At 65.9% G+C, this 19035-nt stretch carries 23 protein-coding genes; 16 read left to right on the top strand and 7 right to left on the bottom strand.

The features are described from left to right. The first annotated feature begins 29 nt into the window (after positions 1 to 29). The gene (locus tag NV2_RS00640) at positions 30 to 935 is read left to right on the top strand and encodes an NmrA/HSCARG family protein (protein ID WP_067867621.1); all 906 of its coding nucleotides are present in this window, start codon (positions 30 to 32) and stop codon (positions 933 to 935) included. A 105-nt stretch (positions 936 to 1040) separates the two neighbouring features. Here the strand turns inward: NV2_RS00640 and NV2_RS00645 are convergent, their stop codons facing one another. After that, complete coding sequence (locus NV2_RS00645) at positions 1041 to 1550, bottom strand: hypothetical protein (RefSeq protein WP_210748927.1); 510 nt, start codon at positions 1548 to 1550, stop codon at positions 1041 to 1043. Between the two features lie 103 nt (positions 1551 to 1653). Here NV2_RS00645 and NV2_RS00650 point away from each other — a divergent pair, with 103 nt between their 5' ends. From NV2_RS00650 to NV2_RS31905, 4 genes are read left to right on the top strand one after another with little or no spacing between them, the layout of a single operon-like run. Further along, entirely contained in the window at positions 1654 to 2109 is a 456-nt protein-coding gene (locus tag NV2_RS00650) for a winged helix-turn-helix transcriptional regulator (RefSeq protein WP_067869037.1), read from the top strand. 47 nt (positions 2110 to 2156) lie between these two features. Continuing rightward, a complete protein-coding gene (locus NV2_RS31895) occupies positions 2157 to 2540 on the top strand; it encodes a MerR family transcriptional regulator (protein WP_210748926.1) in 384 nt (127 codons plus the stop codon). A gap of 2 nt (positions 2541 to 2542) precedes the next feature. Beyond that, positions 2543 to 2707 (top strand): hypothetical protein, encoded by a 165-nt coding sequence (locus NV2_RS31900; RefSeq protein ID WP_210748925.1) that lies wholly within the window; start codon positions 2543 to 2545, stop codon positions 2705 to 2707. Further along, positions 2704 to 2940, top strand: a complete 237-nt coding sequence (locus NV2_RS31905; RefSeq protein ID WP_210748924.1) for a VOC family protein — start codon at positions 2704 to 2706, stop codon at positions 2938 to 2940. Before NV2_RS31900 ends, NV2_RS31905 begins: the two co-directional genes overlap by 4 nt. A gap of 238 nt (positions 2941 to 3178) precedes the next feature. On the opposite strand, the gene NV2_RS00660 is transcribed toward NV2_RS31905, so the two are convergent. After that, positions 3179 to 3868: a class I SAM-dependent methyltransferase gene (locus tag NV2_RS00660; RefSeq protein ID WP_067867626.1), complete on the bottom strand. Its 690-nt coding sequence runs from the start codon at positions 3866 to 3868 to the stop codon at positions 3179 to 3181. A gap of 61 nt (positions 3869 to 3929) precedes the next feature. Between NV2_RS00660 and NV2_RS00665 the strand changes: the two genes are divergently transcribed. The 4 genes from NV2_RS00665 to NV2_RS00680 all read left to right on the top strand — a co-directional run bounded on the left by NV2_RS00665 (position 3930) and on the right by NV2_RS00680 (position 5967). Continuing rightward, a complete protein-coding gene (locus tag NV2_RS00665) occupies positions 3930 to 4568 on the top strand; it encodes a TetR/AcrR family transcriptional regulator (RefSeq protein WP_067867630.1) in 639 nt (212 codons plus the stop codon). A 127-nt stretch (positions 4569 to 4695) separates the two neighbouring features. After that, on the top strand, positions 4696 to 5124 hold the full coding sequence (locus tag NV2_RS00670; protein WP_067867632.1) for a DoxX family protein: 429 nt from the start codon (positions 4696 to 4698) through the stop codon (positions 5122 to 5124). 194 nt (positions 5125 to 5318) lie between these two features. Then, on the top strand, positions 5319 to 5630 hold the full coding sequence (locus tag NV2_RS00675) for a hypothetical protein (protein ID WP_157102689.1): 312 nt from the start codon (positions 5319 to 5321) through the stop codon (positions 5628 to 5630). 31 nt (positions 5631 to 5661) lie between these two features. Continuing rightward, positions 5662 to 5967 (top strand): putative quinol monooxygenase, encoded by a 306-nt coding sequence (locus NV2_RS00680; RefSeq protein WP_067867638.1) that lies wholly within the window; start codon positions 5662 to 5664, stop codon positions 5965 to 5967. Positions 5968 to 6075: 108 nt separating this feature from the next. Here the strand turns inward: NV2_RS00680 and NV2_RS00685 are convergent, their stop codons facing one another. Continuing rightward, the gene (locus NV2_RS00685; RefSeq protein ID WP_067867640.1) at positions 6076 to 7044 is read right to left on the bottom strand and encodes a DUF3048 domain-containing protein; all 969 of its coding nucleotides are present in this window, start codon (positions 7042 to 7044) and stop codon (positions 6076 to 6078) included. A gap of 289 nt (positions 7045 to 7333) precedes the next feature. On the opposite strand from NV2_RS00685, the gene NV2_RS00690 reads away from it, so the two are divergent. Both NV2_RS00690 and NV2_RS00695 read left to right on the top strand, forming a co-directional pair. Beyond that, a complete protein-coding gene (locus tag NV2_RS00690) occupies positions 7334 to 7618 on the top strand; it encodes a hypothetical protein (RefSeq protein WP_067867645.1) in 285 nt (94 codons plus the stop codon). 11 nt (positions 7619 to 7629) lie between these two features. Then, complete coding sequence (locus NV2_RS00695) at positions 7630 to 9204, top strand: exonuclease domain-containing protein (protein ID WP_067867647.1); 1575 nt, start codon at positions 7630 to 7632, stop codon at positions 9202 to 9204. A gap of 110 nt (positions 9205 to 9314) precedes the next feature. Here NV2_RS00695 and NV2_RS32905 read toward each other — a convergent pair whose 3' ends face one another. Further along, positions 9315 to 9635, bottom strand: a complete 321-nt coding sequence (locus NV2_RS32905; protein ID WP_084473751.1) for a HipA N-terminal domain-containing protein — start codon at positions 9633 to 9635, stop codon at positions 9315 to 9317. Between the two features lie 36 nt (positions 9636 to 9671). Then, complete coding sequence (locus NV2_RS00700; protein WP_245662376.1) at positions 9672 to 10541, bottom strand: MBL fold metallo-hydrolase; 870 nt, start codon at positions 10539 to 10541, stop codon at positions 9672 to 9674. A 492-nt stretch (positions 10542 to 11033) separates the two neighbouring features. Between NV2_RS00700 and dapA the strand changes: the two genes are divergently transcribed. Beyond that, positions 11034 to 11924 carry a 4-hydroxy-tetrahydrodipicolinate synthase gene (gene dapA / locus NV2_RS00705; protein ID WP_067869040.1) on the top strand — a complete coding sequence of 297 codons (891 nt, stop codon included), beginning with the start codon at positions 11034 to 11036 and terminating at the stop codon, positions 11922 to 11924. Positions 11925 to 11935: 11 nt separating this feature from the next. Here dapA and NV2_RS00710 read toward each other — a convergent pair whose 3' ends face one another. Then, positions 11936 to 12391, bottom strand: coding sequence for a hypothetical protein (locus NV2_RS00710; RefSeq protein ID WP_169811549.1), 456 nt, complete (start codon positions 12389 to 12391; stop codon positions 11936 to 11938). A 147-nt stretch (positions 12392 to 12538) separates the two neighbouring features. Between NV2_RS00710 and NV2_RS00715 the strand changes: the two genes are divergently transcribed. From NV2_RS00715 to NV2_RS00725, 3 genes are all read left to right on the top strand, one after another. Beyond that, complete coding sequence (locus NV2_RS00715) at positions 12539 to 13720, top strand: sensor histidine kinase (protein WP_067867654.1); 1182 nt, start codon at positions 12539 to 12541, stop codon at positions 13718 to 13720. Then, positions 13717 to 14322, top strand: a complete 606-nt coding sequence (locus NV2_RS00720) for a response regulator transcription factor (protein ID WP_067867657.1) — start codon at positions 13717 to 13719, stop codon at positions 14320 to 14322. Before NV2_RS00715 ends, NV2_RS00720 begins: the two co-directional genes overlap by 4 nt. A 208-nt stretch (positions 14323 to 14530) precedes the next feature. Beyond that, positions 14531 to 16423 (top strand): S9 family peptidase, encoded by a 1893-nt coding sequence (locus NV2_RS00725; protein ID WP_067867659.1) that lies wholly within the window; start codon positions 14531 to 14533, stop codon positions 16421 to 16423. A 301-nt stretch (positions 16424 to 16724) separates the two neighbouring features. Here NV2_RS00725 and NV2_RS00730 read toward each other — a convergent pair whose 3' ends face one another. After that, complete coding sequence (locus NV2_RS00730) at positions 16725 to 17864, bottom strand: helix-turn-helix domain-containing protein (protein ID WP_067867662.1); 1140 nt, start codon at positions 17862 to 17864, stop codon at positions 16725 to 16727. Between the two features lie 318 nt (positions 17865 to 18182). On the opposite strand from NV2_RS00730, the gene NV2_RS00735 reads away from it, so the two are divergent. Next, entirely contained in the window at positions 18183 to 18929 is a 747-nt protein-coding gene (locus NV2_RS00735; RefSeq protein WP_210748923.1) for a DUF4352 domain-containing protein, read from the top strand. Positions 18930 to 19035: the final 106 nt, after the last annotated feature.

Below are 19035 nucleotides of genomic sequence, written 5' to 3' on the forward strand. Positions count from 1 at the left end.
GTCATCGCCGAAAGCGCAGCGTGGTCGGCATGACCAACATCAACAAAACCGTCGTCGTCCTGGGCGCCACGGGGCAGCAGGGAGGATCGGTCGCTGCTGCGCTGCGGGCCGACGGCTGGGTGGTGCGCGCGGTCGTGCGCGATCCGTCCGGCTACCGGGCCCGGTCCCTCTCCACCTCCGGCGTCGAAACCGTCCGCGGTGACCTTCGAGATCCGGAGTCGCTCCGCGCGGCCTTCGCCGACGCCCACGGTGTCTTCAGTGTCCAGCCGAACTCCGGCCAGGCCGGCGCCGACGTGACCAATGAGGACGAGGTCCGCTTCGGCACGGCGGTGGCCGACATCGCCGAGCGCTGCGGCGTCGCCCACCTTGTCTACAGCTCGGCGGTCACCGCGGGCTCGACAACGGGCGTCGACCATCTCGACACCAAGAGCCGCATCGAGGCCCATATCCGGAATCTGGACATCGCCCGCACCATCATCCGGCCGGCCACGTTCATGGAGCTCCTGGTGACCCCCGAAATCGGCCTCGACCGGGGACACCTGTCCTTCCTGATGCGCCCCGACCAGGCCATGCAGTTCATCGCGGTACGCGACATCGGCCGCATCGCCGCCGCGGTCTTCGGCTCACCCGAAAGCTACGCCGGCCGCACCATGGAGATCGCCGGCGACACTCTCACCGGCAACGCCCTGGCCGGGCATCTGACCCAGGCCGCCGGTCGACCGATCAGCTACAGCCGCCTGCCGGCACAGGACGAGGTCCTCAGCAAGTTGGAAGCACTCGTAGACGACGGCAGGCTGGTGGGAAACGCGAACCTCGACGCCTTACGCACGGAGTTCCCGTTCCTGCTGTGCTTCGACCGCTGGCTGGCGGGCGCTGGTGCGGGCCTCCTCGATGAGGCGCTCCGTTCCACGGACACGGGAATCGCTCCGCGCTGAAGGAGGGTGCACCCGACCCCGGGCCTGCCGCGAGACCGTCACGCGACCGGTAGAACCACTGCCGAATCGCACGTATATGGGAGCCGGGTTCCCGCCGGAAGGACTTCACGCCGGGACGACCACGGGGGCGGTACCCGGCACGAGGGCGAGCAATTGGGCGGCGTGGCCAGGGAGCTCGGCGTCGGCCAGCCCGGCGATGAGGTCCCGCAGGGGCACCAGCTGGTCGACCATCACTGCTCCGGCTGACAGCAGCAGCGTGGGCACGGGAGTGTCGAGTTCGCCATCGCTCAATGTGTGCTCGGCAAGCGCGCACAGGGCCTCCCCTTGAGCACGGATCCGGCCCCGAAGTCCGGCGCTGCCACCACATCTGGCGATGGCGCGTTCCATAGTCCAGGTGTCCAGCGCAAGGCGGTTGTCGTAGGTGGTGCCGGCTCCCGCCGAGACGGTCGCGGCGGTGGCGATGGTGACCGCGTTGACGATGCTGATGTGGGCCAGGATCTGGTCGGCGTTCCATTCGCCGGCCGCAGGGGTGAGGACGTCGTCGCCGGCGGCTGCCACGGTGGCGGCTGCGTCCAACAGTGTCCGGTAGGCGTCGCGAAGCGTGGCGGTGTCCATCAGTTCTTCTCTCCTGAAGGCCCCACACGGGCCACTTGCATGATGCAAGTTAGGTTAGAACGTATGCTTGCATGACGCAAGCACAAGGGTGGAGGTGGCCGTCATGCTGGGCAAGACTTACGACACACAGGTGTGTTCTGCGGCCAGAGCGTTAGAAGTGGTCGGCGAACGGTGGAGCCTGCTGATCGTTCGGGACGTCCTGTTCGCCCGCGCCACCCGCTTCGCCGACTTCCAGCGCCTGGGTATCGCCACCAACATTCTCGCTAAACGCCTTGACAGCCTTGTCGATTCAGGAATCCTCGAACGCCATCCCAGCCCGGAACACCCTGACCGAAGCAACTACACGGCGACCCGGAAAGGGCTGGACCTGGCCCCCGTCATCATCGCTCTGACCCAGTGGGGAGACCGATGGGCCGCACCCGACGGGCCACCCATCCTGTACCGGCACACCGGTTGCGGCGCGGCGGTCACCGAACAGACCACCTGCGCGACATGCGGGCACATCGCCGATCTCACGGAGATATACGTAATTCATGGGCCCGGCATGCCTCCCCGATAACCGGGATTGTTGCAGGTGACGTCGCGTAAGGGCCTACCGTCGCGGATATGGCTGTCAGTGCAGAGGGAATGAAGGTAGGCGAACTCGCCCGCGCATCCGGACTCTCGATCCGCACGGTGCGCTACTACGACCAGATCGGTCTGCTGCCGCCAGCGCAGCGCACGGCGGCGGGCCATCGGCTCTATGGCGATGACGATGTCCGTCGGCTCTATCGGATCTGCCTGTTGCGCGAAATGGGTCTGCCCTTGTCCGGCATTGCCCACGCTCTCGACGATCCGGACTGGGATGTGCAGCACGCCATGCGGGATCACCTGGATCTTCTCGACCGACAGCTCGCACTAGCTCAGGCGGTGCGACGCCGCGTCGCCCGCATGAGCAGGATGGCAAAGCCCCGACAACCACTGAATTGCTCGACACTCTGGAGGAGATGAACATGCTCGACGACCCCCTGCAATCACGGATTTCCATTCTCGTTTACGACGACATTCCCGCGGTCCATGCCCATCTCGTCGGAGTATTCGGCTTGGGCGAAGGGCGCTTGGACTACGACTCCGAGGGCAACTGCGTGCATGGTGAGGTCCAAGCCGGGACGGCGTGATCTGGTTGCACGCGGCCTCGCAGCGATTCGGACTGGCCTCACCGAAGAGCCTCGGCGGCGCGAACGGCATCACCGCGGTCATGGTCGACGACGTCGATGCGCACCACGCCGACGCCGCACGCGCGGGCGCGGACGTCGTCTACGCTCCGACCGACCAGCCCTACGGCTTCCGCGAATACAGTGCCCGCGACCCCGAGGGTGGGCTGTGGTCGTTCATGAAGACCCTCGACTGATGCGCCGCACCGCGCCCGAAGAAGAACGAGCAGACGCGGAACTGCGCGAACGGTCCCTGCTGTATGTAGCGGCCAGCCGGGCCCGCGATGAGCTCGTCGTAACCTGGAGCGGGCGGGCGTCAGCGTTGCTGGGGGTTTATTCCTGATCGGATATTGCGTCGAGAAGCAGGGATTGGGTCGGCGCCACGGCACCGGTGAACTATGCTGACCTCGCCCAAATTACCGATGCGCCAGCCACTTACACGGTCAGGTCGATGTCGCGCGAGGTACGGCCCAGCGTGAACCAGAAGGTCGGAACCGGGTTGGTGCCCGGGGTGACGTCGAGTAGTTCCCAGCCGGGGAACCTGGTGCGGAGTTCATCGGCTGTGACGCCCTCCGTCCATGACGTGACTTCGGGCATCGGGTTGCCCACGGGCTCGGGACCGTATCCGAACATCAGCAGTCTCGCTCCCGGGGCGGCGCGCTCGGTGAGTCCGGCGGCGTAGGCGTCGCGGCGGTGCAGCGGGATCCCGCAGTAGCAGCTCAGGTCGAAGAACAGGTCGAAGGGGCCTGGCGCATCCAGCTCGTCGAGGCGGGTGGCGTCGCCGTGCAGGACGCGCACCGCCGCTCCCATCGCCGAGGCCTTTTCTCTGGCCTGGGCGACGGCGCTGTCGATCAGGTCGACGGCAGTCACTTCCCAGCCGTGGCGCGCGAGGTAGGTGGCGTTGGTGCCTGTGCCACAACCGAGTTCGAGGGCGCGGCCCGGTCGCAGCCTGCCGTCCCCTTCTATCAGGGTGACCAGCTCCGGCGGCGTCACGCCGGTATCCCACGGCACCTTGCCGGCGTTGTAGAACCTCTCCAATGCGTGGTAGACGGACTCCTCTTCCTGGTCTTGCTGCGTTGTGTTCGCGCTGAAGGCGGGGGTGCGGGTGGTGTCGGATCGGTCCATCGTTTCCTCCAACAAATTAGAGTCGAACTCTAGTGACTATATCTAGAGATACGCTTACAAGATGGAAAGCGTCAAGCGGCCGGACAAGAGAGGCGAGCGTTCCCGACGCACGCGCAAAAAGATCGTCGACGCGGCTCGCGAGCTGTTCGTCGCTCAGGGCTACGGGGCGACGAGCCTGCAGGAAATAGCGGACCGGGCGGGCGTCGCGGTTCAGACGGTGTACTTCGTCTTCCACAACAAGCGCACGCTGTTCAAGGACGTCGTCGATACGACGATCGCCGGGGATGCCGAGCCGGTCGCGACCATGGATCGCGAGTGGTTCCGTGCCGCATGCGCCGAGCCCACAGCGGCCGGGCAACTACGCATGCACGTCCACGGCACCGGCGAGATCCTGGGCCGGGTCGCCCCGATCATGCCGTTGATGGCGGCTGCCGCGGCCACCGATCCGGAGATCGCCGCGCAATGGCCTGACGGCCCCGACCCGCGGTACACCGTGCACTACTCAGCGGCCGAAGCCCTGATCGGCAAGCCGGACGCCCGCCCCGGACTCTCCGCCGAGATGGCTGCGGATGTACTGTTCGGCCTGCTCAGCCCGCAGCTCTACCTGATCTTCGTCCACGACCGCAGCTGGTCATCGCAGACGTGGGAAGAGTGGTCCGCCACCACGTTGATCTCCCAGCTCTGCGCCGATCTCGGCTGATCGGGCTGCCGGTCCCGACGGCGCGGTGGAGATACTTTCGACCACGGCGATGAGTTTTCCGGACCGCCCCCGTCGGTACTGGTGAACGCGCTACCAACCCGGCGCGACCGACCCAGAAGGACAAGAAATGACCGCCACCACCGCCACCCGGACCACCGCCGCCGTCCACCCCGGCAAGATCCGCAACCGCATCCTGTGGACCCTGCAGATCGTGCTCGGTCTGTTCTTCGTCATCGCCTCCGGCGGCCCGAAGCTCGTCATGCCGCAGACCCTGATGGAAAACAACGCCACCGCGTTCTCGATCCCGTTGGCGCTGCTGGTCTTCATCGGTCTCGCCGAGGTAGCGGGCGGGATCGGACTGATGGTGCCCCGTCTGACCGCGGCCGCCGCGATCGGCCTGGCGATCGTCACCTTCCTCGCCGCCGGCTTCAACGCCTTCCTGGCCGACAGCCCGGAACTGGCCCCCTTCCCGCTGGTGCTCACTGCGATCTTCGCCTGGATCGCCTACGAACGCCGGGCCTCGATCACCGCCCTGCGCGTGCTGATCAGGCGATGATCCGCGCATAACGCCCGGCTACCGGCGGCACCCAGCCGCCGGTAGCCGCGTTGTGCGTTCTGGGGACGGCCCGGTCGGGTTGGTCGGGCCGTCCCATCGGAGTCAGGGGCGGACGTATTCGGTTCGGGTCGCCCAGCGCGGCAGTCGATCTCGCTTCCTTTTGGACCGACATGCGGCGTGACAGGATGTTCATGGTGAGTACGCACAACACCGACGACAACACGCCACTTCCGGATGGCTGGACGATCGAAGGTGTGCGGCGACGTTCTCAGGACGACGCGGCGCGGTTGCTGGACCTGAGCACCCCAGTATATTTGGCTCCCAACGGTCTTGACCACAGCGTCGCTGTGAACGTCGACCTCATAGTGGAGTTCTCCGGTCTGCATCTCGCACGCTGCGTCGAGGACGGCGAGTGGTACATGGGCCAACGGGCCGCTTCGGACGAACCGATCCTGTGCTGGGCTAGCTACGGCGATGACCTGGGTACTGCGATCGACAACCTCTGACACACAAGCCGGGCGTTGGTACGCTCGCTGTGTGCCTGTGATTGTTGCCACCCTGACTCCGAAGCCCGACAAGTTCGACGAGGTTGCCGAAGTCCTCACCCGACTCATCCCGGAAGTCCACAACGAAGACGGTTGCGAGCTGTACACCTTGCACAAGGGCAAGGACCGCTTCGTATTCGTCGAGAAGTGGCGGGATATGGCCGCTATGGGTGCACACGGTGGCGGGGCGAACATGAAAGCCTTGACCGAAGGACTCGACGGCCTTCTCGCCGGCCCGCTGGATGTCCAGGTCCTCGAAGCCGTCCCCGCGGGCGACCAGACAAAGGGTGCCCTCTAGCCACTATCCGACCACGCGTCCACCGCCGCTGGTCGCGCGTGGTGGGGGCAGTGGCATTCGGTAGTTGCTGTGCCCACCACACGAGCGCATCGCCTGCTCGTCATTCGCCTACCAGAGCTGTGACGGAACCAAGACAGTCCAGACCTGCCCCTGCGCGAAGGGAATCGGTGCACCGTTCGGGCTCGTATATGTTGTGCCCGCATCCTGGGTGGGCCGGGACCACTCTGCCGGGAACTGTTGACCGTCGCGAAGGACGAGCGCCTGGCCGTTACCGGTCGTCTGAACCAGGGGCGAGACAGCTCCCGCGACATCGCTGACGGACGAGTTCTGCACCTGCACGCTCTGCAGCACGACCGTACTTGCCGCGACCCGCTCGCCATCGGCATCGCTGTAGGCGGCACCGTCCATGGACACCAGCCACTTGTTGTCGCTGGGTGACCAGTCGAACCCGATCATCGCGGCCTGATACTGCGCTTGCTGATGTTGGGTGGGTTCGCCACCGGCCGGGGTCGGGCCGAACTGCGGTTGTGAGGCCGCCGGCCAGCCGCCACCCTCCGGCAACTGATTCGGGTGAACGAACAGGTTGTGCGGCGCGGCGCGACTGTTGTCGCGGAAGTACGCACCGGGTTGTCGATCGGCCGAGGCATTCTTCAGCGCTGAGCTGTCGATGGACGGGACCAGCTCGGGTGCGGCACCGGAAGATGCCAGCGTCGGGTTGCCGAACTGGTCCAGCAGTGTCAGATCCGTTTCCCGCGCGCTTCGGACAGGTCCGATCACCGGTGGCTTGTCATTCGAGAACACCGCGGCCAAGCGGCTCAAACCGCCCTCGACCGGCTCGACGTAGACCAGGTCGGCGGCACCGAGTCCAACTGGTGGCCGCCCCTGCGGACTGTTGTCGATCTTCGCGACCAGGACCGGCACTCCCACGCGGGAGGGCGGTGTGGTCGAGCCGGGTGGCGCCGAGCCGGGTGCAGCAGACTCGGGCCCAGGCCCGGTGCCGCTACTGCACGCGGCAACTCCGCACATCCCCAGTGTCACCAGGAACGCGACAATCCATACCCACCGTCGCTGTCTCATATGGCAAACCTCTAGCTACCGACTCTACGCCCACTTGATCAAGACCGGAGCGGTCGAGACGGTGACCAGCCGAGGTTCGGATTTCCACAGACCCCGGAAGCGGTCCGACATGCAGACAACCCCCACCCACATGCAAAGACCCCGCATGAAGAACCCCAGAGGAACTCTTTCCGGCGAAACTGAAAACGTTGTCAATGCCATGTTGTAGATTGACTTCGCTCCTCAGCACGCCTGAGAGATCCGCCGGCGGTGGCTGATCAAGGAGCAATCACTGGAGCGAGGTGACGAAGTGGCAGAGAAGCATCCGGTCCTGGTAGTGCTCGGCGCGCTTCTGCTGCTGGGGCTCGTGATCACGTACTGGTACGTGATCGTGGCAGCCCTCGCCATCGTCCTGGCCGTCTATGCGTTGCGGCGCGCGGTTCACAAGAACAACGAGATTCGGCGTCGACGCGCCTGGGACAACTATCAATTGGCTCAGCGGGCGGATTACGAGCATTACCTGGTGATGACGGGAAACCCGCAGGGGTTCTATGGCCGATACCCACCGGCGAGTGTTTACGGGTCGCGGCGGTAGACGGAGGAGCAATGAGTAATGACTGTGCGGCACAACCGGGTTGGTATGCCGACCCCGCCCGCCACGCACCCCTACGCTGGTTCGACGGGTTCCGCTGGACCGACGCCGTGTCGAGCGCGCCCGGCTGGTACGCCGATCCCTGGCAGCGAGCCCACTACCGTTGGTTCGACGGCCGATTGTGGACCGACGCAGTCCATCCCCCGGCCGAACCTCACCACGGGGGCCGGAGCATTTCGGCACGTCAGGTCATTGTGCCGGAACCCGGAATCGCGCCGCTCGCTTCACTTCTCGGCACCGCAACCCGGTTCGCGGTGATGGATGTGGAGACTACCGGGCTCGGGCGCAACGATCGCGTCGTCGAGATCACCGTGCTCACCCTGGACGCGGCGGGAACGGTGACGAACACCTTCGATACCGTCGTCAACCCGATGCGCGACGTCGGTCCCACCTGGATTCACGGGCTGCGAGCATCGGATGTCGCCGATGCGCCCACCTTCGACGACATCGCGCACACTGTGGCCGAACTGCTCGACGGTGCTGTCGTCGTGGCACACAACCGGCCCTTCGACACGCGGCTGGTGGGTACGGAACTTGCACGGTCCGGGATCGACGTCGATTGGAAGGCGGGGCTCGACACCCTGGCAGTCACACGCTGCAAACTCGGCACCGCCTGCTCTGAATTCGGTATCCAACACGAGAATCAGCACCGCGCCCTGGGCGACGCCCATGCCACCGCGCAGCTCCTCACAGCGGTCGCGGACCGATTCACCGGACCGGCGAGCAGCACAGTCGTCGCCCGGTACACGCGGACCAGCGCAGTGCGGGTCCGCAATCGGGAGAGCGAACCGATCGATCAGCCCGTCCCCTTTCTCACAGACCTCAGCGCGGACCTACACACCGCTGTAGACACCGCACCCTACGAAGTCCTACTCGACCAGGCACTGGCCGATCTGCGACTGACCGCAGAGGAACGAACCGAGCTCCGGAACCTCGCATCGGACCTGGGGCTCGACGACAGCGCAATCCGCGCCGCCCACACCCATTTCCTGCGTGCCGCGACCGACGCCGCACTCGAAGACTCCGTCGTCACCGACGACGAACTGGACCGACTCCTGCAAGTCGCCGCCCTCCTGGAGCTCCCCGCCGATACGGTCACCGCCCGGACACACCGGTACCGCACCGAACCCGTCACCGTGGAGCTGGCTGCGGGAACAACCGTGTGCTTCACCGGTGACGACGGACAGCCCCGGGAAGATCTGATCGCACTCGCGCTGCACTATGGCCTCGAATCCGCGCCGAGCATGACCAAGGCGGTCGACGTGCTGATCGCCGCCGACCCCGCAACGATGTCGGGCAAGGCCAAGGCAGCCCACAAGTACGGCAAACCCATCGTCTCGGTAGCGGACTTCATGGCCGCGCTGCGTTCCGACAGGATCGCGAGCGGAACCCTGCTGCGCACGCACGGCACCGCGTGCGTCTGCGAACAGTGCGGGTCGGCGTGGACCGCGAGCAGACGGAGTCGACTCTGCCGCTCGTGCCGACGCACGTCACGGGCAAAAGGCGCGGCAGGGCAGCTCGTGCGGTGAATGCGTGAGGCGAAGCCGAGAACCCCTCGTGTCGCTGTACGACGACACAGTTTTAATGTCGCCGTACAGCGACACTTAACTAAGTATCGTCGCCATATGGCGCGTTGAGGTCATACAGCGGCGCCAGACGGACGGTTTGCCCACTGAGCATGTCCGGGTCGCTCCAGAACTGCTTCTAGGCGTTCCGGGCGAACGAATTGCGCGGCGCCGGCTAGGTCTTCACCGACATGGCGCACGAGTGAGTAGGCGTCGCTTTCGTGGGATATGCCGAATTGACGCCGCCATTGTCGAAGGGTTTCGGGGCGATCCGGCAGCAGACCGGAGAGCCACGGGTCCAGGACCGACTCACGGTATCGGCCGGCCGGGCTCGGCATAGACACCGACAGCGGGGTGAAAGTCTCACTGAGCGAGTCCGAATAGCGCAGGCGCATCTGGGTGGTCGGGCTTACACCGAGTCACACCAGCGATCAAGAGGTCCTGGCGGGCAGCAACCGGTGCGTAGCATCGTGGTCGTGAGTGGGGACGATCCGTGCGAAGTGCCGGGCGAGGTGCAGCCGGTGCAGGGTTTCGAATGTGCGGTCGCGGTCCTCGTCGAGTAGCGCGCCCGGATAACTTCCCTTCTGGCGAACATGGTCGACCTGGACCGTATGCCAGGCGGCGTCGCCGGCGAGCAGGATCCAGCCCTGCGTTGTGTGGACGAGAATGCCGACGCTGCCGGGCGTATGGCCCGCGAGATCCACCAGCAGGACGGAGGCATCGCCGAACAGGTCGTGGCTGCGGGTGAAGGTCGAGACCGGCGGGCCGTCCAGCTCGTAGTCGACGATCGGCCGATCGAGCAGGGAATCGCGCACCCCTGGCGTCGGAGCCATGGGCCCGGCCGAGATCCATTCGCGTTCGGTGCGGTGCAGGTGCACGGGAAGCCCCGGCAGGTCCAGCAATCCGCAGACATGATCCCAGTGCGTGTGGGTCGGGAGGGCGAAGTCCAGCTCGGGCGGTCCCGGCAATTCGCGCAGCGCCTCGACCGTGGCAACGCTGCCGGCGGGCGGGCTTACCACGACCCGCAGCACCGCGGGGAGCTGCGCGAGCGTGCGCTGTTCGACATCGACACAGATGCTCGGATCAACGATGAACCGCGCCTGCGGATGTTCCACCACGAACGACGTCAAAGACGTGCGCACCCGCGCCGGAGTGAACCGGCCCTCGGCGACACCGCAGGTCGGCACGGCACGCGACCGCTGGGGCAGCGCAGTCACCGTCACCGTCACGCGCGGCTCGGGCAGGCCCGCGTCGATGATCGAGCGCAACAGCCGTTGATCGGCCCGACGCGGGCGGACCATACCGGTAATCATTCCCACTGCGGCGCTGCAACATTCACCGAAACTCGGTGTTCGTGCCGGATCGGACATGTGTGCCGACTCCCCCGTATCGTGTCGACGACCCGATCGGCCGCCGCGAACGCGGCCACAGTAACAGCCGCAATCCCCTTGCGCACCAGCGCTTCCCTGTATGCCCCGGCCATAGCCTGGCGGTTGGATGTGATCGGCACTCACCACGTGCTCCACGACAACAGCAGAACGCCTCGAAGCACGCGGAGAACTCACCGGCGCCGCCATCATGCTGGTCGACCTCACCCAGAAATTCGGACCACTCCCCGGCACATCAGCGACGCCGGCCGACCGGGAAGCACCGAACAACTCCATGCCTGGGGCCGCGCCGTCCTCACAGCCGACACACTCGACGGAATGCCCGATCGTCACCGACTACCTCCGCCTCGGCTCTGCCGGACGTGGCACAACAATGAGGTGGTCGTCGCAGGTAGTGTCATGACCATGGTGGACACCCCCTTCGGTCGAGTCGTCACGGCGATGGTGACCCCTATGCACGCCGACGGCTCGATAGACTACGACGGTCTGCAGAACCTCGCCGTGTATCTCGCCGACCACGGCCATGACGGGCTGCTGGTCAACGGGACCACGGGTGAGTCCGCCACCACCACCGACGAGGAGGACTACGCCTGCGTGCAGGCGGTGGTCGAGGCCGTGGGCGACCGCGTCTCGGTGATGGCCGGCTGCGGCACCAACGACACCGAGCATTCGACCCGTGCGGCCCGCGAAATGGTTGCCCGTGGGGCCGACTCCTTGCTCGTTGTCACGCCGTACTACAACAAGCCGCCGCAGGACTGCATCCTCGAGCACTTTCGCCTGGTCGCCGAGGCCGGCGACGGGGCGCCCGTCATGCTGTACGACATCCCGGGGCGAACCGGGACAGCGCTGAGCACCGACACCATCCGCCGCGCAGCCGACATTCCCGCCGTACGCGCCGTCAAGGACGCCAAGGGTGATTTCTTCGAGGCCAGCCGGCTCATGTCGCAAACCGACCTGCTCTGGTATTCCGGCGACGACATCGTCAACCTGCCCCACCTCGCCCAGGGCGCGACCGGCATCGTGTCGGTGGTCGGACACGTCGCGGGCGACCGCTACGCAGAAATGATCGCCGCCGTCGACCGCGGCGACCTGCCCCGGGCGCGCGAAATCCACCGGCGCCTCATCCCCGCGGTCGACGCGATCATGCACGTCTCCCAAGGCGCCATCCAGTCCAAGGCCGCGATGAAAATGCTCGGCGTCATCTCCTCCGACACCTTGCGTATGCCGTACCGGCAGGGACCGGTGGAGCATCAGCAGCGATTGCGTGCGGGGCTCGAGGAGTCCGGTCTGTTGTAGGCGCGCGGTGTTCAGCGGCCGATGACGACCGCCTTACGCCGTCGTCGCCACATGGCGAGTGCGACGACCAGCACGAAAACCTCTGCCGGACGGTCGAGTTCGGGCAGTTCGGCCTCGGCGTCGCGGATGCCCCTGCGGACCGAGCCGACGCGAGTGTCTCCTTCCACGAGTTCCAGATTTCGGCTGCCGAGTCCGGTGCGAGCCAGCCGGAACTCTCGCCCACCGACCGCGACGCGCCGGCCGCGGAGTCCGTCGCGTTCGGCGCTCGCCACCACCTGCCCATCCTGGGTCCGCAGGACGCACGTGCTCCCGAATGCCGACCCGTCGAGTTGGTAGGTGCGCCCACTGACGTCCAGTTCGCCGCCATGTTGTGCAGTACGGGCGGAAATCGTCGTCACCGGGCTACCGTCGCCGGCTATTTCGTAACGGGCGGGAAGACCGGTCCGGCGTACGTGCAGTGTTGGCATCTCGAGCCTTCTTTCCATGCTGGTTCGTCGGGCGGTGCTTTCCCTCTTCGAGCTTCGCAGCGCAGCGGAATGTCGGGTAGTACGCGTTGTCATCGGTACCGATGACAGTTGTCATCTGCGTTGTCCGGCCGACGCTAGCCTGGGCTGGTGAGCAGCGCAGCAGCCGTCGACGCCGAGGACCTGGTACTTCCCGCTGCGCGCCGCAGAATGGTGATCATCTTCGTCGCGGTCACCGGGACGATTGCCGCGGCGCTGCCGATCGTCTTCCTGGCGGCGGACTGGCCCGGAACCGTGTTCGCCATACCGTTGGTGTTACTGGATATCGGCGTACTGTCGCTGCACGCCTGGTGGTTCCGCCGTTCCCTGCGCCACCCGACGGCGCGTCCGCCGCGGACGTATCTGTTCCTTGCGGTGATCCTGGGAACGAGCCTGCTCGGCCTCGGGATTATCAGCAGCCCACTCGGTTCCGTCTGGGCGTTCGGCCCCGCGCTGCTGCTCGGAGACAGCCTGACCCGTCGCCACCGATGGACCGTCGTCACCTGGGTAACCGGCGCCGGCGTCGCCGCATTCGGCATCGGTGCACTGCTGGCGCCGCAACCGCCCGGTGGTGGACCCAACTGGGTCAGTGCCCTCATCGCTGCCACCTACATGGCCGTGCTGTGGACGGCGAGTTTCAACCGTGTCTACTGGCTGGGGTCGATGAGCAGACTGGACACCTCCCGTCGTATGGCCGCCGACCTTGCCGCCGCCCGCGAACGGCTCCGGCTCGCCGACGACCTGCACGATATCCTCGGTCACGCACTGGAAGTTGTCGCTTTCAAAAGCGAACTCGCCGGCAAACTGCTGCCACCCGATGCCGCCGGGGCACGCAGCGAAATCGAGGAGGTGGCGCGAGTGGCCCGGAACGCGATGAGCGAAGTACGCAGCCTCAGCAGAGCTCGGCGCACCACCACCCTGGCAGCCGAACTCGCCGGAGCCCGCGCAACACTCGGCTCCGCAGGAATCGACCTGGTGGTGACCGGCGACCCGGCGCTGCTCCCCGACACGACCCAGGACGTGCTCGGGCGGGTGCTGCGTGAGGCGATGACCAACCTGCTGCGGCACGCCACGGCCACCCACTGCTCGGTAGTCCTGCGCTACGACACCGGCGTCGCCGAACTGATCGTGGTCAACGACGGGGTCACCGCGAGGAACAGCGGTCTGCGCGGCGCGGGCACCGGACTGCCCGGCCTGCATCGCTACCTGGCCGAACGCCTCGGACGGCTGACCGCAGGACCCGCGGCGGACGGCACCTTCACCGTTCACGCCGAACTGCCGGCACACGCATGATCCGGGTCGTCCTCGCCGAAGACGAGCGCCTCACTCGTCACGCGGTAGCCACACTGCTCGGACTGGAAGGCGATCTCCTGATCGTTGCGCAGGCAGCCACGGGCGAGGAAGCACTGCAGGCCATTCGCACCTATCGACCCGATATCGCGGTGCTCGACATCGAGATGCCCGGACTCGACGGCGCCCAGGTCGCCGAGCGCGTCGCTACGGACCACCCCGGCACCCGCTGCGTCATCCTCACCCGCCACGCCCGCCCCGGCGTCCTACGCCGCGCCCTCGCTGCCCGAGCAATGGGGTTCGTCACGAAGAACACGCCGGCCACCACGCTCGGCGAGGTGATCCGCGCCGTGCACTCCGGCGCCCGCTACGTCGATCCCGAACTCGCCGCGACCGCCCTCGACAGCGCGGACTGCCCGCTCACCGACCGCGAACTCGACGTATTGCGTCACGTAGGCCCCGCGACCAGCACGGGCGAGATCGCCGCGGCAGTGCACCTGTCCCCCGGTACCGTCCGCAACTATCTCTCCTCGGCCATGCGCAAACTTCAAGCCCGCACCAGCGCGGAAGCGGCGGAACGCGCCCGAGATCACGGCTGGGTGTAAAGGTCCACAGGCGCTGATCCTTCCCAGCGGATCACCAACCGCCTGTGAATGAGCGTGCCGCGAGCATCCGGACCGGACTCCGCAGTTCAGCGGTTCGTTCGCTCTCCGTCGGTTGCTGGTGGATTCGCCGCACGGCTGCTCTCATCGGTTGACCGTGCCGTAGCGGCACAGTGTTGACTGCGATTTACGTCAACCGTAGGGAGCACTCATGACCGTGACCACCGACGAGCGGCCACCACTGATCGATGTGGAGACCTTCTTCGCCGATCCGCACTTCGCGCTCCCATCGATCTCCCCCGACGGCACCCGTATCGCCTATGCCGCGCCGCATCGCGGGCGGCGCAACATCTGGGTTCGTGGGATCGACGGGACGCACGAGGAGGCCGTGCCGGTCACCCACGATGCGCGCCGCGGGATCGATACCTACTACTGGACCGACGACCCGCGCTGGTTGCTGTATCTGCAGGACACCGACGGTAACGAGGATTGGCATCTGTTTCGCGTCGACCTCGATGCGCCGGATATGTCGGCCGTGGATCTCACCCCGCTGGCGCCCGGATCGCGGGTGACGGGAGTGGAGCCGATCGCGGAGGCACCGGGCAGTGTTCTGGTGACGATGAACCGTCGCCCGATGTACTTCGACGCGTTCCGGATCGATATCGCCACCGGGACGACCACCGTGCACCACGAACAGGACAACCCCACGGCCGCAACGCTGTTCGACCGATCCGGGCAGGCCCGGTTTCGCACCGCGCTGGCATCGGACGGTGTGCTCGAGGTCTCCGCGATCGACTCCGGCGCCGGGCAGCCGCGGTTGTTGTGTCGCCTCGGCGGCAGCGAGTATCCGCTGGGGATCCAACCGCAGCAGGTCACCGCGGACGGGACCGGGCTGCTAGTCGGGTCGTATCAGGACGGCGACGATCTGCGGTTGGTCCGGATCGATCACCGGACCGGTTCCCAGACGGTCGTCGCCGCGGTCGACGGGCACGATCTCGACATCAGCGGGATGGTGGCACCCGGCGTGCTCCCGCCCGCGGTGCACACCGGGCGGTCCGGTGAACTGTTCGCGGCGCGGTTCGTCGGTCCCCGCCCACACATCGAGATCCTCGACGCTCACTTCGCCGAGGTCTACGCGGCGTTGCGGGAGTTGTCCGACGGGGTGCTGGGCACCATGTCCTGTGACGATTCCGGCGTGCGCTGGATCGTCACCTTCGTCCACGACCGCGATCCCGGCGTCACCTGGTTCTACGACCACGCCACCGGCGCCGCGCGGATGCTGTTCCGCTCCTATCCGGATCGGGACCCGGCCACGTCGGCACCGATGACACCCGTCGAATTCACCGCCCGCGACGGACTCCCCCTGCACGCATATCTGACCGTCCCGGTCGGAGTCCGGGCACGAAACCTGCCGATGGTGCTGATCGTCCACGGTGGGCCGTGGTGGCACAACTCGTGGGGGTACAACCCCGAGGTGCAGTTCCTGGCCAACCGCGGATATGCGGTGCTGCAGGTCAACTTTCGCGGTTCGCTCGGTTACGGGCGCCGGCATGTCACCGCCGCGATCGGCGAGTTCGCCCGGGCAATGCACGACGACCTCATCGACGCCGTCGACTGGGCCGTCGACCGCGGCTACGCCGACCCCGCACGCGTCGGCATCTACGGCGGCTCCTACGGCGGGTATTCCGCGCTGGTCGGTGTCACCGTCACACCGGACCGTTTCGCCGCGGCGGTCGACTACGTCGGCATCTCCGATCTGGCGAACTTCCTGCGCACCCTGCCACCGTTCACCCGGCCGTACCAGGTCAACAATTGGTACCGCTACGTGGGCGATCCCGATATCCCCGAACAAGAGGCGGACATGCTCACCCGATCACCGATCACCATGGTCGACCGGATCACCACCCCGCTACTGGTTGCCCAGGGCGCCAACGATGTTCGCGTCGTCCGGGCCGAATCCGACAACATCGTCGCCTCCCTGCGTGAACGCGGTGTGCCGGTCGAGTATCTGCTCGCCGACGACGAAGGACACGGTTTCGCCAACCCCGATAACGTGATTCGGCTCTGGCACGCCATCGAACGGCATTTCGGTGAGCATTTGTGAGCCGAGGCAATCGCGGCAATATGAGCGGCGAAGAGTTCGGGGTCGGAGCAGTCGAGGAGCAGGTGCACAGCCGCAACAACCTCGCCGTTGGGCACGGTCCGTCCGATCAGGAGCAAGTCGCCGTTCTTCAGACGCTTCGAACACTCCCGAAGGTGGCTCTGCACCTCGTATTCCCAGGGTTTCGGGTGGGGAAGTTTTCGTCCTCCCGGGCTTCTGGGCAGGGGCGTGGTGCACGAGAAGCTCTGCAGCAGTACCGCATCCCTTCGTCGTGTCACCCTCTCCCAGCCGATTATCGGCGCGCTCACCCTGCTTGCCGACTACCGGCAGCCCATCTCTTCAAGTCTGCCGTGCTCGGTCGGTCTTGTAACCGTTCGGCGTAAGCCTCAGCAAGTTGTTCGTCATCCGGCTCGGGGAAATCGATCTCGTCGATCGGTACATCGAGAACCCAAGCAAGGTCCCGGGGCGAAGCGGCGCCGATTTCGACACGACTCTGCAACGCATCGACCACGGTCGACGGAAAACGGCGAGCGGACGAACGCTGCTGCCTCACAATGACACTCTGCACACATGCCGGTGCATCAGCGTGCGCACGAATCAGTCGTGGTGTCGATTCCTGCATAGCGGCAGCGACCCTCGAGGACACTTGAACGCGGAGCACGTCCAAGCGGTTCTTCAGGGCAGCGGTCGAGACGCCTGTTCGCCACAAGAAATTCGCCAGGCCGCGCTCGTCCATGTGCTGCCAATTCCCCTGAAGGATCACCTCTCTGGGCAGAAGCAGTTCCGCCGCGAAACGGTTGGCGGGCGCTTCTTCTCGTTCCGCCGGCTCCGCGGTATCACCGTGGTGACCGAGCGCCAGGTGGGCCAACTCATGCGCCAATGACCAGTTGCTCCGGAACCAGCTCGGAGTCGTGGCGAGCAAAACGACCGCTCGTGCTCCGATTGTGAGCGAGTAATCGGTCGTAAGCCCCGACACGCGAACAACGTCGACACCCAGCCGCTCCTCGGCGACAGCTGCGAACTTTCCGACGAAGTCTGCCCCCAGCACTTCACGCATCCGGACAGCACTGTCGGGGAGTGGCGGGCCGGCCGGCGGTCCGTCGGGAAAAGCCACGCTGTAGATGTGGACCACGTGCGCGAGGACCTCGTCATCTGTGGAACGGCCGGGATTCGTCGAGACCCGCAGGTTCTGATCCCAACTGTGCCGAGCAGCGATGCGGACTCGATGTGGATCCTCATTGCCCGTGACAAGCCAATAAAGGTCGGCACCGAGCTCTTCAGCGACCCTGGCCAGTTCGGTGGTCGAAAAACCCCGTTGCCCATTCAGGGCGCGCGAGAGCGCGTCGGGCTTCATACCGGTCCGAACGGCTAACACGCGCTGACTCATGCCGAGCGGCATCAGCGACCGAATTCGGGCGCCCACCGCCGCGAGACTCTCGTCCATGCACTTACCCTACCGGCGATGTTGGGATTTTCCCAACGTCGCCGGGTGCTTCCGAAACTCAACCAACCGCCGCACACGTCCGACACACCAAATCGTCTTTACCCAATTGTTGCCATCTCAAACCTTTGGTTATGTAACACGCATCACACCAATGGCTATCTCTCAGCACACGACTCCGGTCGCGATGCCAGACCCACCCCCAACCAGAGGCAATCAGTCATGACCACTCCCCCGACCACCCCGCCGCAAATGCCCCCACCACAGCCTCCCGGGCCGTACTACGGCCAGCCTGCCGCACCAACGAAACAGAGGAACACGGTGGGGCTCATTGCCGTAATCGTGGCCGTCGCCGGTTTCCTCTTCGCCTGCATCCCAGGAGCTCTGATAGTCGGTTGGATTCTCCTGCCGATCGCCTTCGTTCTCGGCATCGTGGGCGTGTGTCAGCCAGGGAAAACCAAGGGCACCAGCATCGCCTCCATCATCATCCCGATTGTCGGCACAGTCGTCGGAGTCGTCGTATTCCTGACGGTCGTCTCCAACGCATTCGACGACGCGTTCGACAGCGGAGACGCATCGGTTGCCACGCCGGCCCAGGTAGCAGGCTCCGACGCGGCCGAGCAAGGGAGAGCAGCAGATCAGGGCACCCGAACCAACCCGTACCCCCTGGGATCCACGATAAGCGGCGGGGACTGGAAGGTGACAGTCAACAGCGTCACGCCCGATGCGAATGACGCTGTGGCCGGAGAGAACCCGTTCAACGATCCCCCGTCCGCGGGATCTCAGTACCTGATGGCCAATGTCACCATCACCTACATCGGCACCGACCCGCAAGGGGAAACACCTTACGCATCGATCAGCTATGTAACTGCAGACGGCAACACCGTGAACAGCTACGACAGCGCTGCTGTCGTTCCCGAGTCACTCGACACGACCAGCCCCCTGTTCGAGGGTGCATCGACCACGGGCAATGTCTCCTTCGCGGTGCCGTCGGCAACAGCAACGCAAGGCACCCTGGCGGTCGAGCCCACCATGTTCACCGACAAGGTGTTCGTAGCCGTGAGCTGACAGATTCCACAACGGCACACACGGCCTCCGTCCCCCTGACGTCGGAGGCCATGTGGTGCTTTCGCAGCAAACACGGGGAAGCCGCACACAGCTCTCGGTAGCATCA

It is taken from the genome of Nocardia vermiculata NBRC 100427 (assembly GCF_001613265.1).
Lineage (GTDB): Bacteria > Actinomycetota > Actinomycetes > Mycobacteriales > Mycobacteriaceae > Nocardia > Nocardia vermiculata.

Coding starts and splice junctions, on each gene's coding strand:
- NV2_RS00640 (WP_067867621.1), top strand. CDS start 30: ATGACCAACATCAACAAAACCGTCGTCGTCCTGGGCGCCACGGGGCAG.
- NV2_RS00645 (WP_210748927.1), bottom strand. CDS start 1,550: ATGGACACCGCCACGCTTCGCGACGCCTACCGGACACTGTTGGACGCA.
- NV2_RS00650 (WP_067869037.1), top strand. CDS start 1,654: ATGCTGGGCAAGACTTACGACACACAGGTGTGTTCTGCGGCCAGAGCG.
- NV2_RS31895 (WP_210748926.1), top strand. CDS start 2,157: ATGGCTGTCAGTGCAGAGGGAATGAAGGTAGGCGAACTCGCCCGCGCA.
- NV2_RS31900 (WP_210748925.1), top strand. CDS start 2,543: ATGCTCGACGACCCCCTGCAATCACGGATTTCCATTCTCGTTTACGAC.
- NV2_RS00660 (WP_067867626.1), bottom strand. CDS start 3,868: ATGGACCGATCCGACACCACCCGCACCCCCGCCTTCAGCGCGAACACA.
- NV2_RS00665 (WP_067867630.1), top strand. CDS start 3,930: ATGGAAAGCGTCAAGCGGCCGGACAAGAGAGGCGAGCGTTCCCGACGC.
- NV2_RS00670 (WP_067867632.1), top strand. CDS start 4,696: ATGACCGCCACCACCGCCACCCGGACCACCGCCGCCGTCCACCCCGGC.
- NV2_RS00685 (WP_067867640.1), bottom strand. CDS start 7,044: ATGAGACAGCGACGGTGGGTATGGATTGTCGCGTTCCTGGTGACACTG.
- NV2_RS00695 (WP_067867647.1), top strand. CDS start 7,630: ATGAGTAATGACTGTGCGGCACAACCGGGTTGGTATGCCGACCCCGCC.
- NV2_RS32905 (WP_084473751.1), bottom strand. CDS start 9,635: ATGCGCCTGCGCTATTCGGACTCGCTCAGTGAGACTTTCACCCCGCTG.
- NV2_RS00700 (WP_245662376.1), bottom strand. CDS start 10,541: ATGGTCCGCCCGCGTCGGGCCGATCAACGGCTGTTGCGCTCGATCATC.
- dapA (WP_067869040.1), top strand. CDS start 11,034: ATGGTGGACACCCCCTTCGGTCGAGTCGTCACGGCGATGGTGACCCCT.
- NV2_RS00710 (WP_169811549.1), bottom strand. CDS start 12,391: ATGCCAACACTGCACGTACGCCGGACCGGTCTTCCCGCCCGTTACGAA.
- NV2_RS00720 (WP_067867657.1), top strand. CDS start 13,717: ATGATCCGGGTCGTCCTCGCCGAAGACGAGCGCCTCACTCGTCACGCG.
- NV2_RS00725 (WP_067867659.1), top strand. CDS start 14,531: ATGACCGTGACCACCGACGAGCGGCCACCACTGATCGATGTGGAGACC.
- NV2_RS00730 (WP_067867662.1), bottom strand. CDS start 17,864: ATGGACGAGAGTCTCGCGGCGGTGGGCGCCCGAATTCGGTCGCTGATG.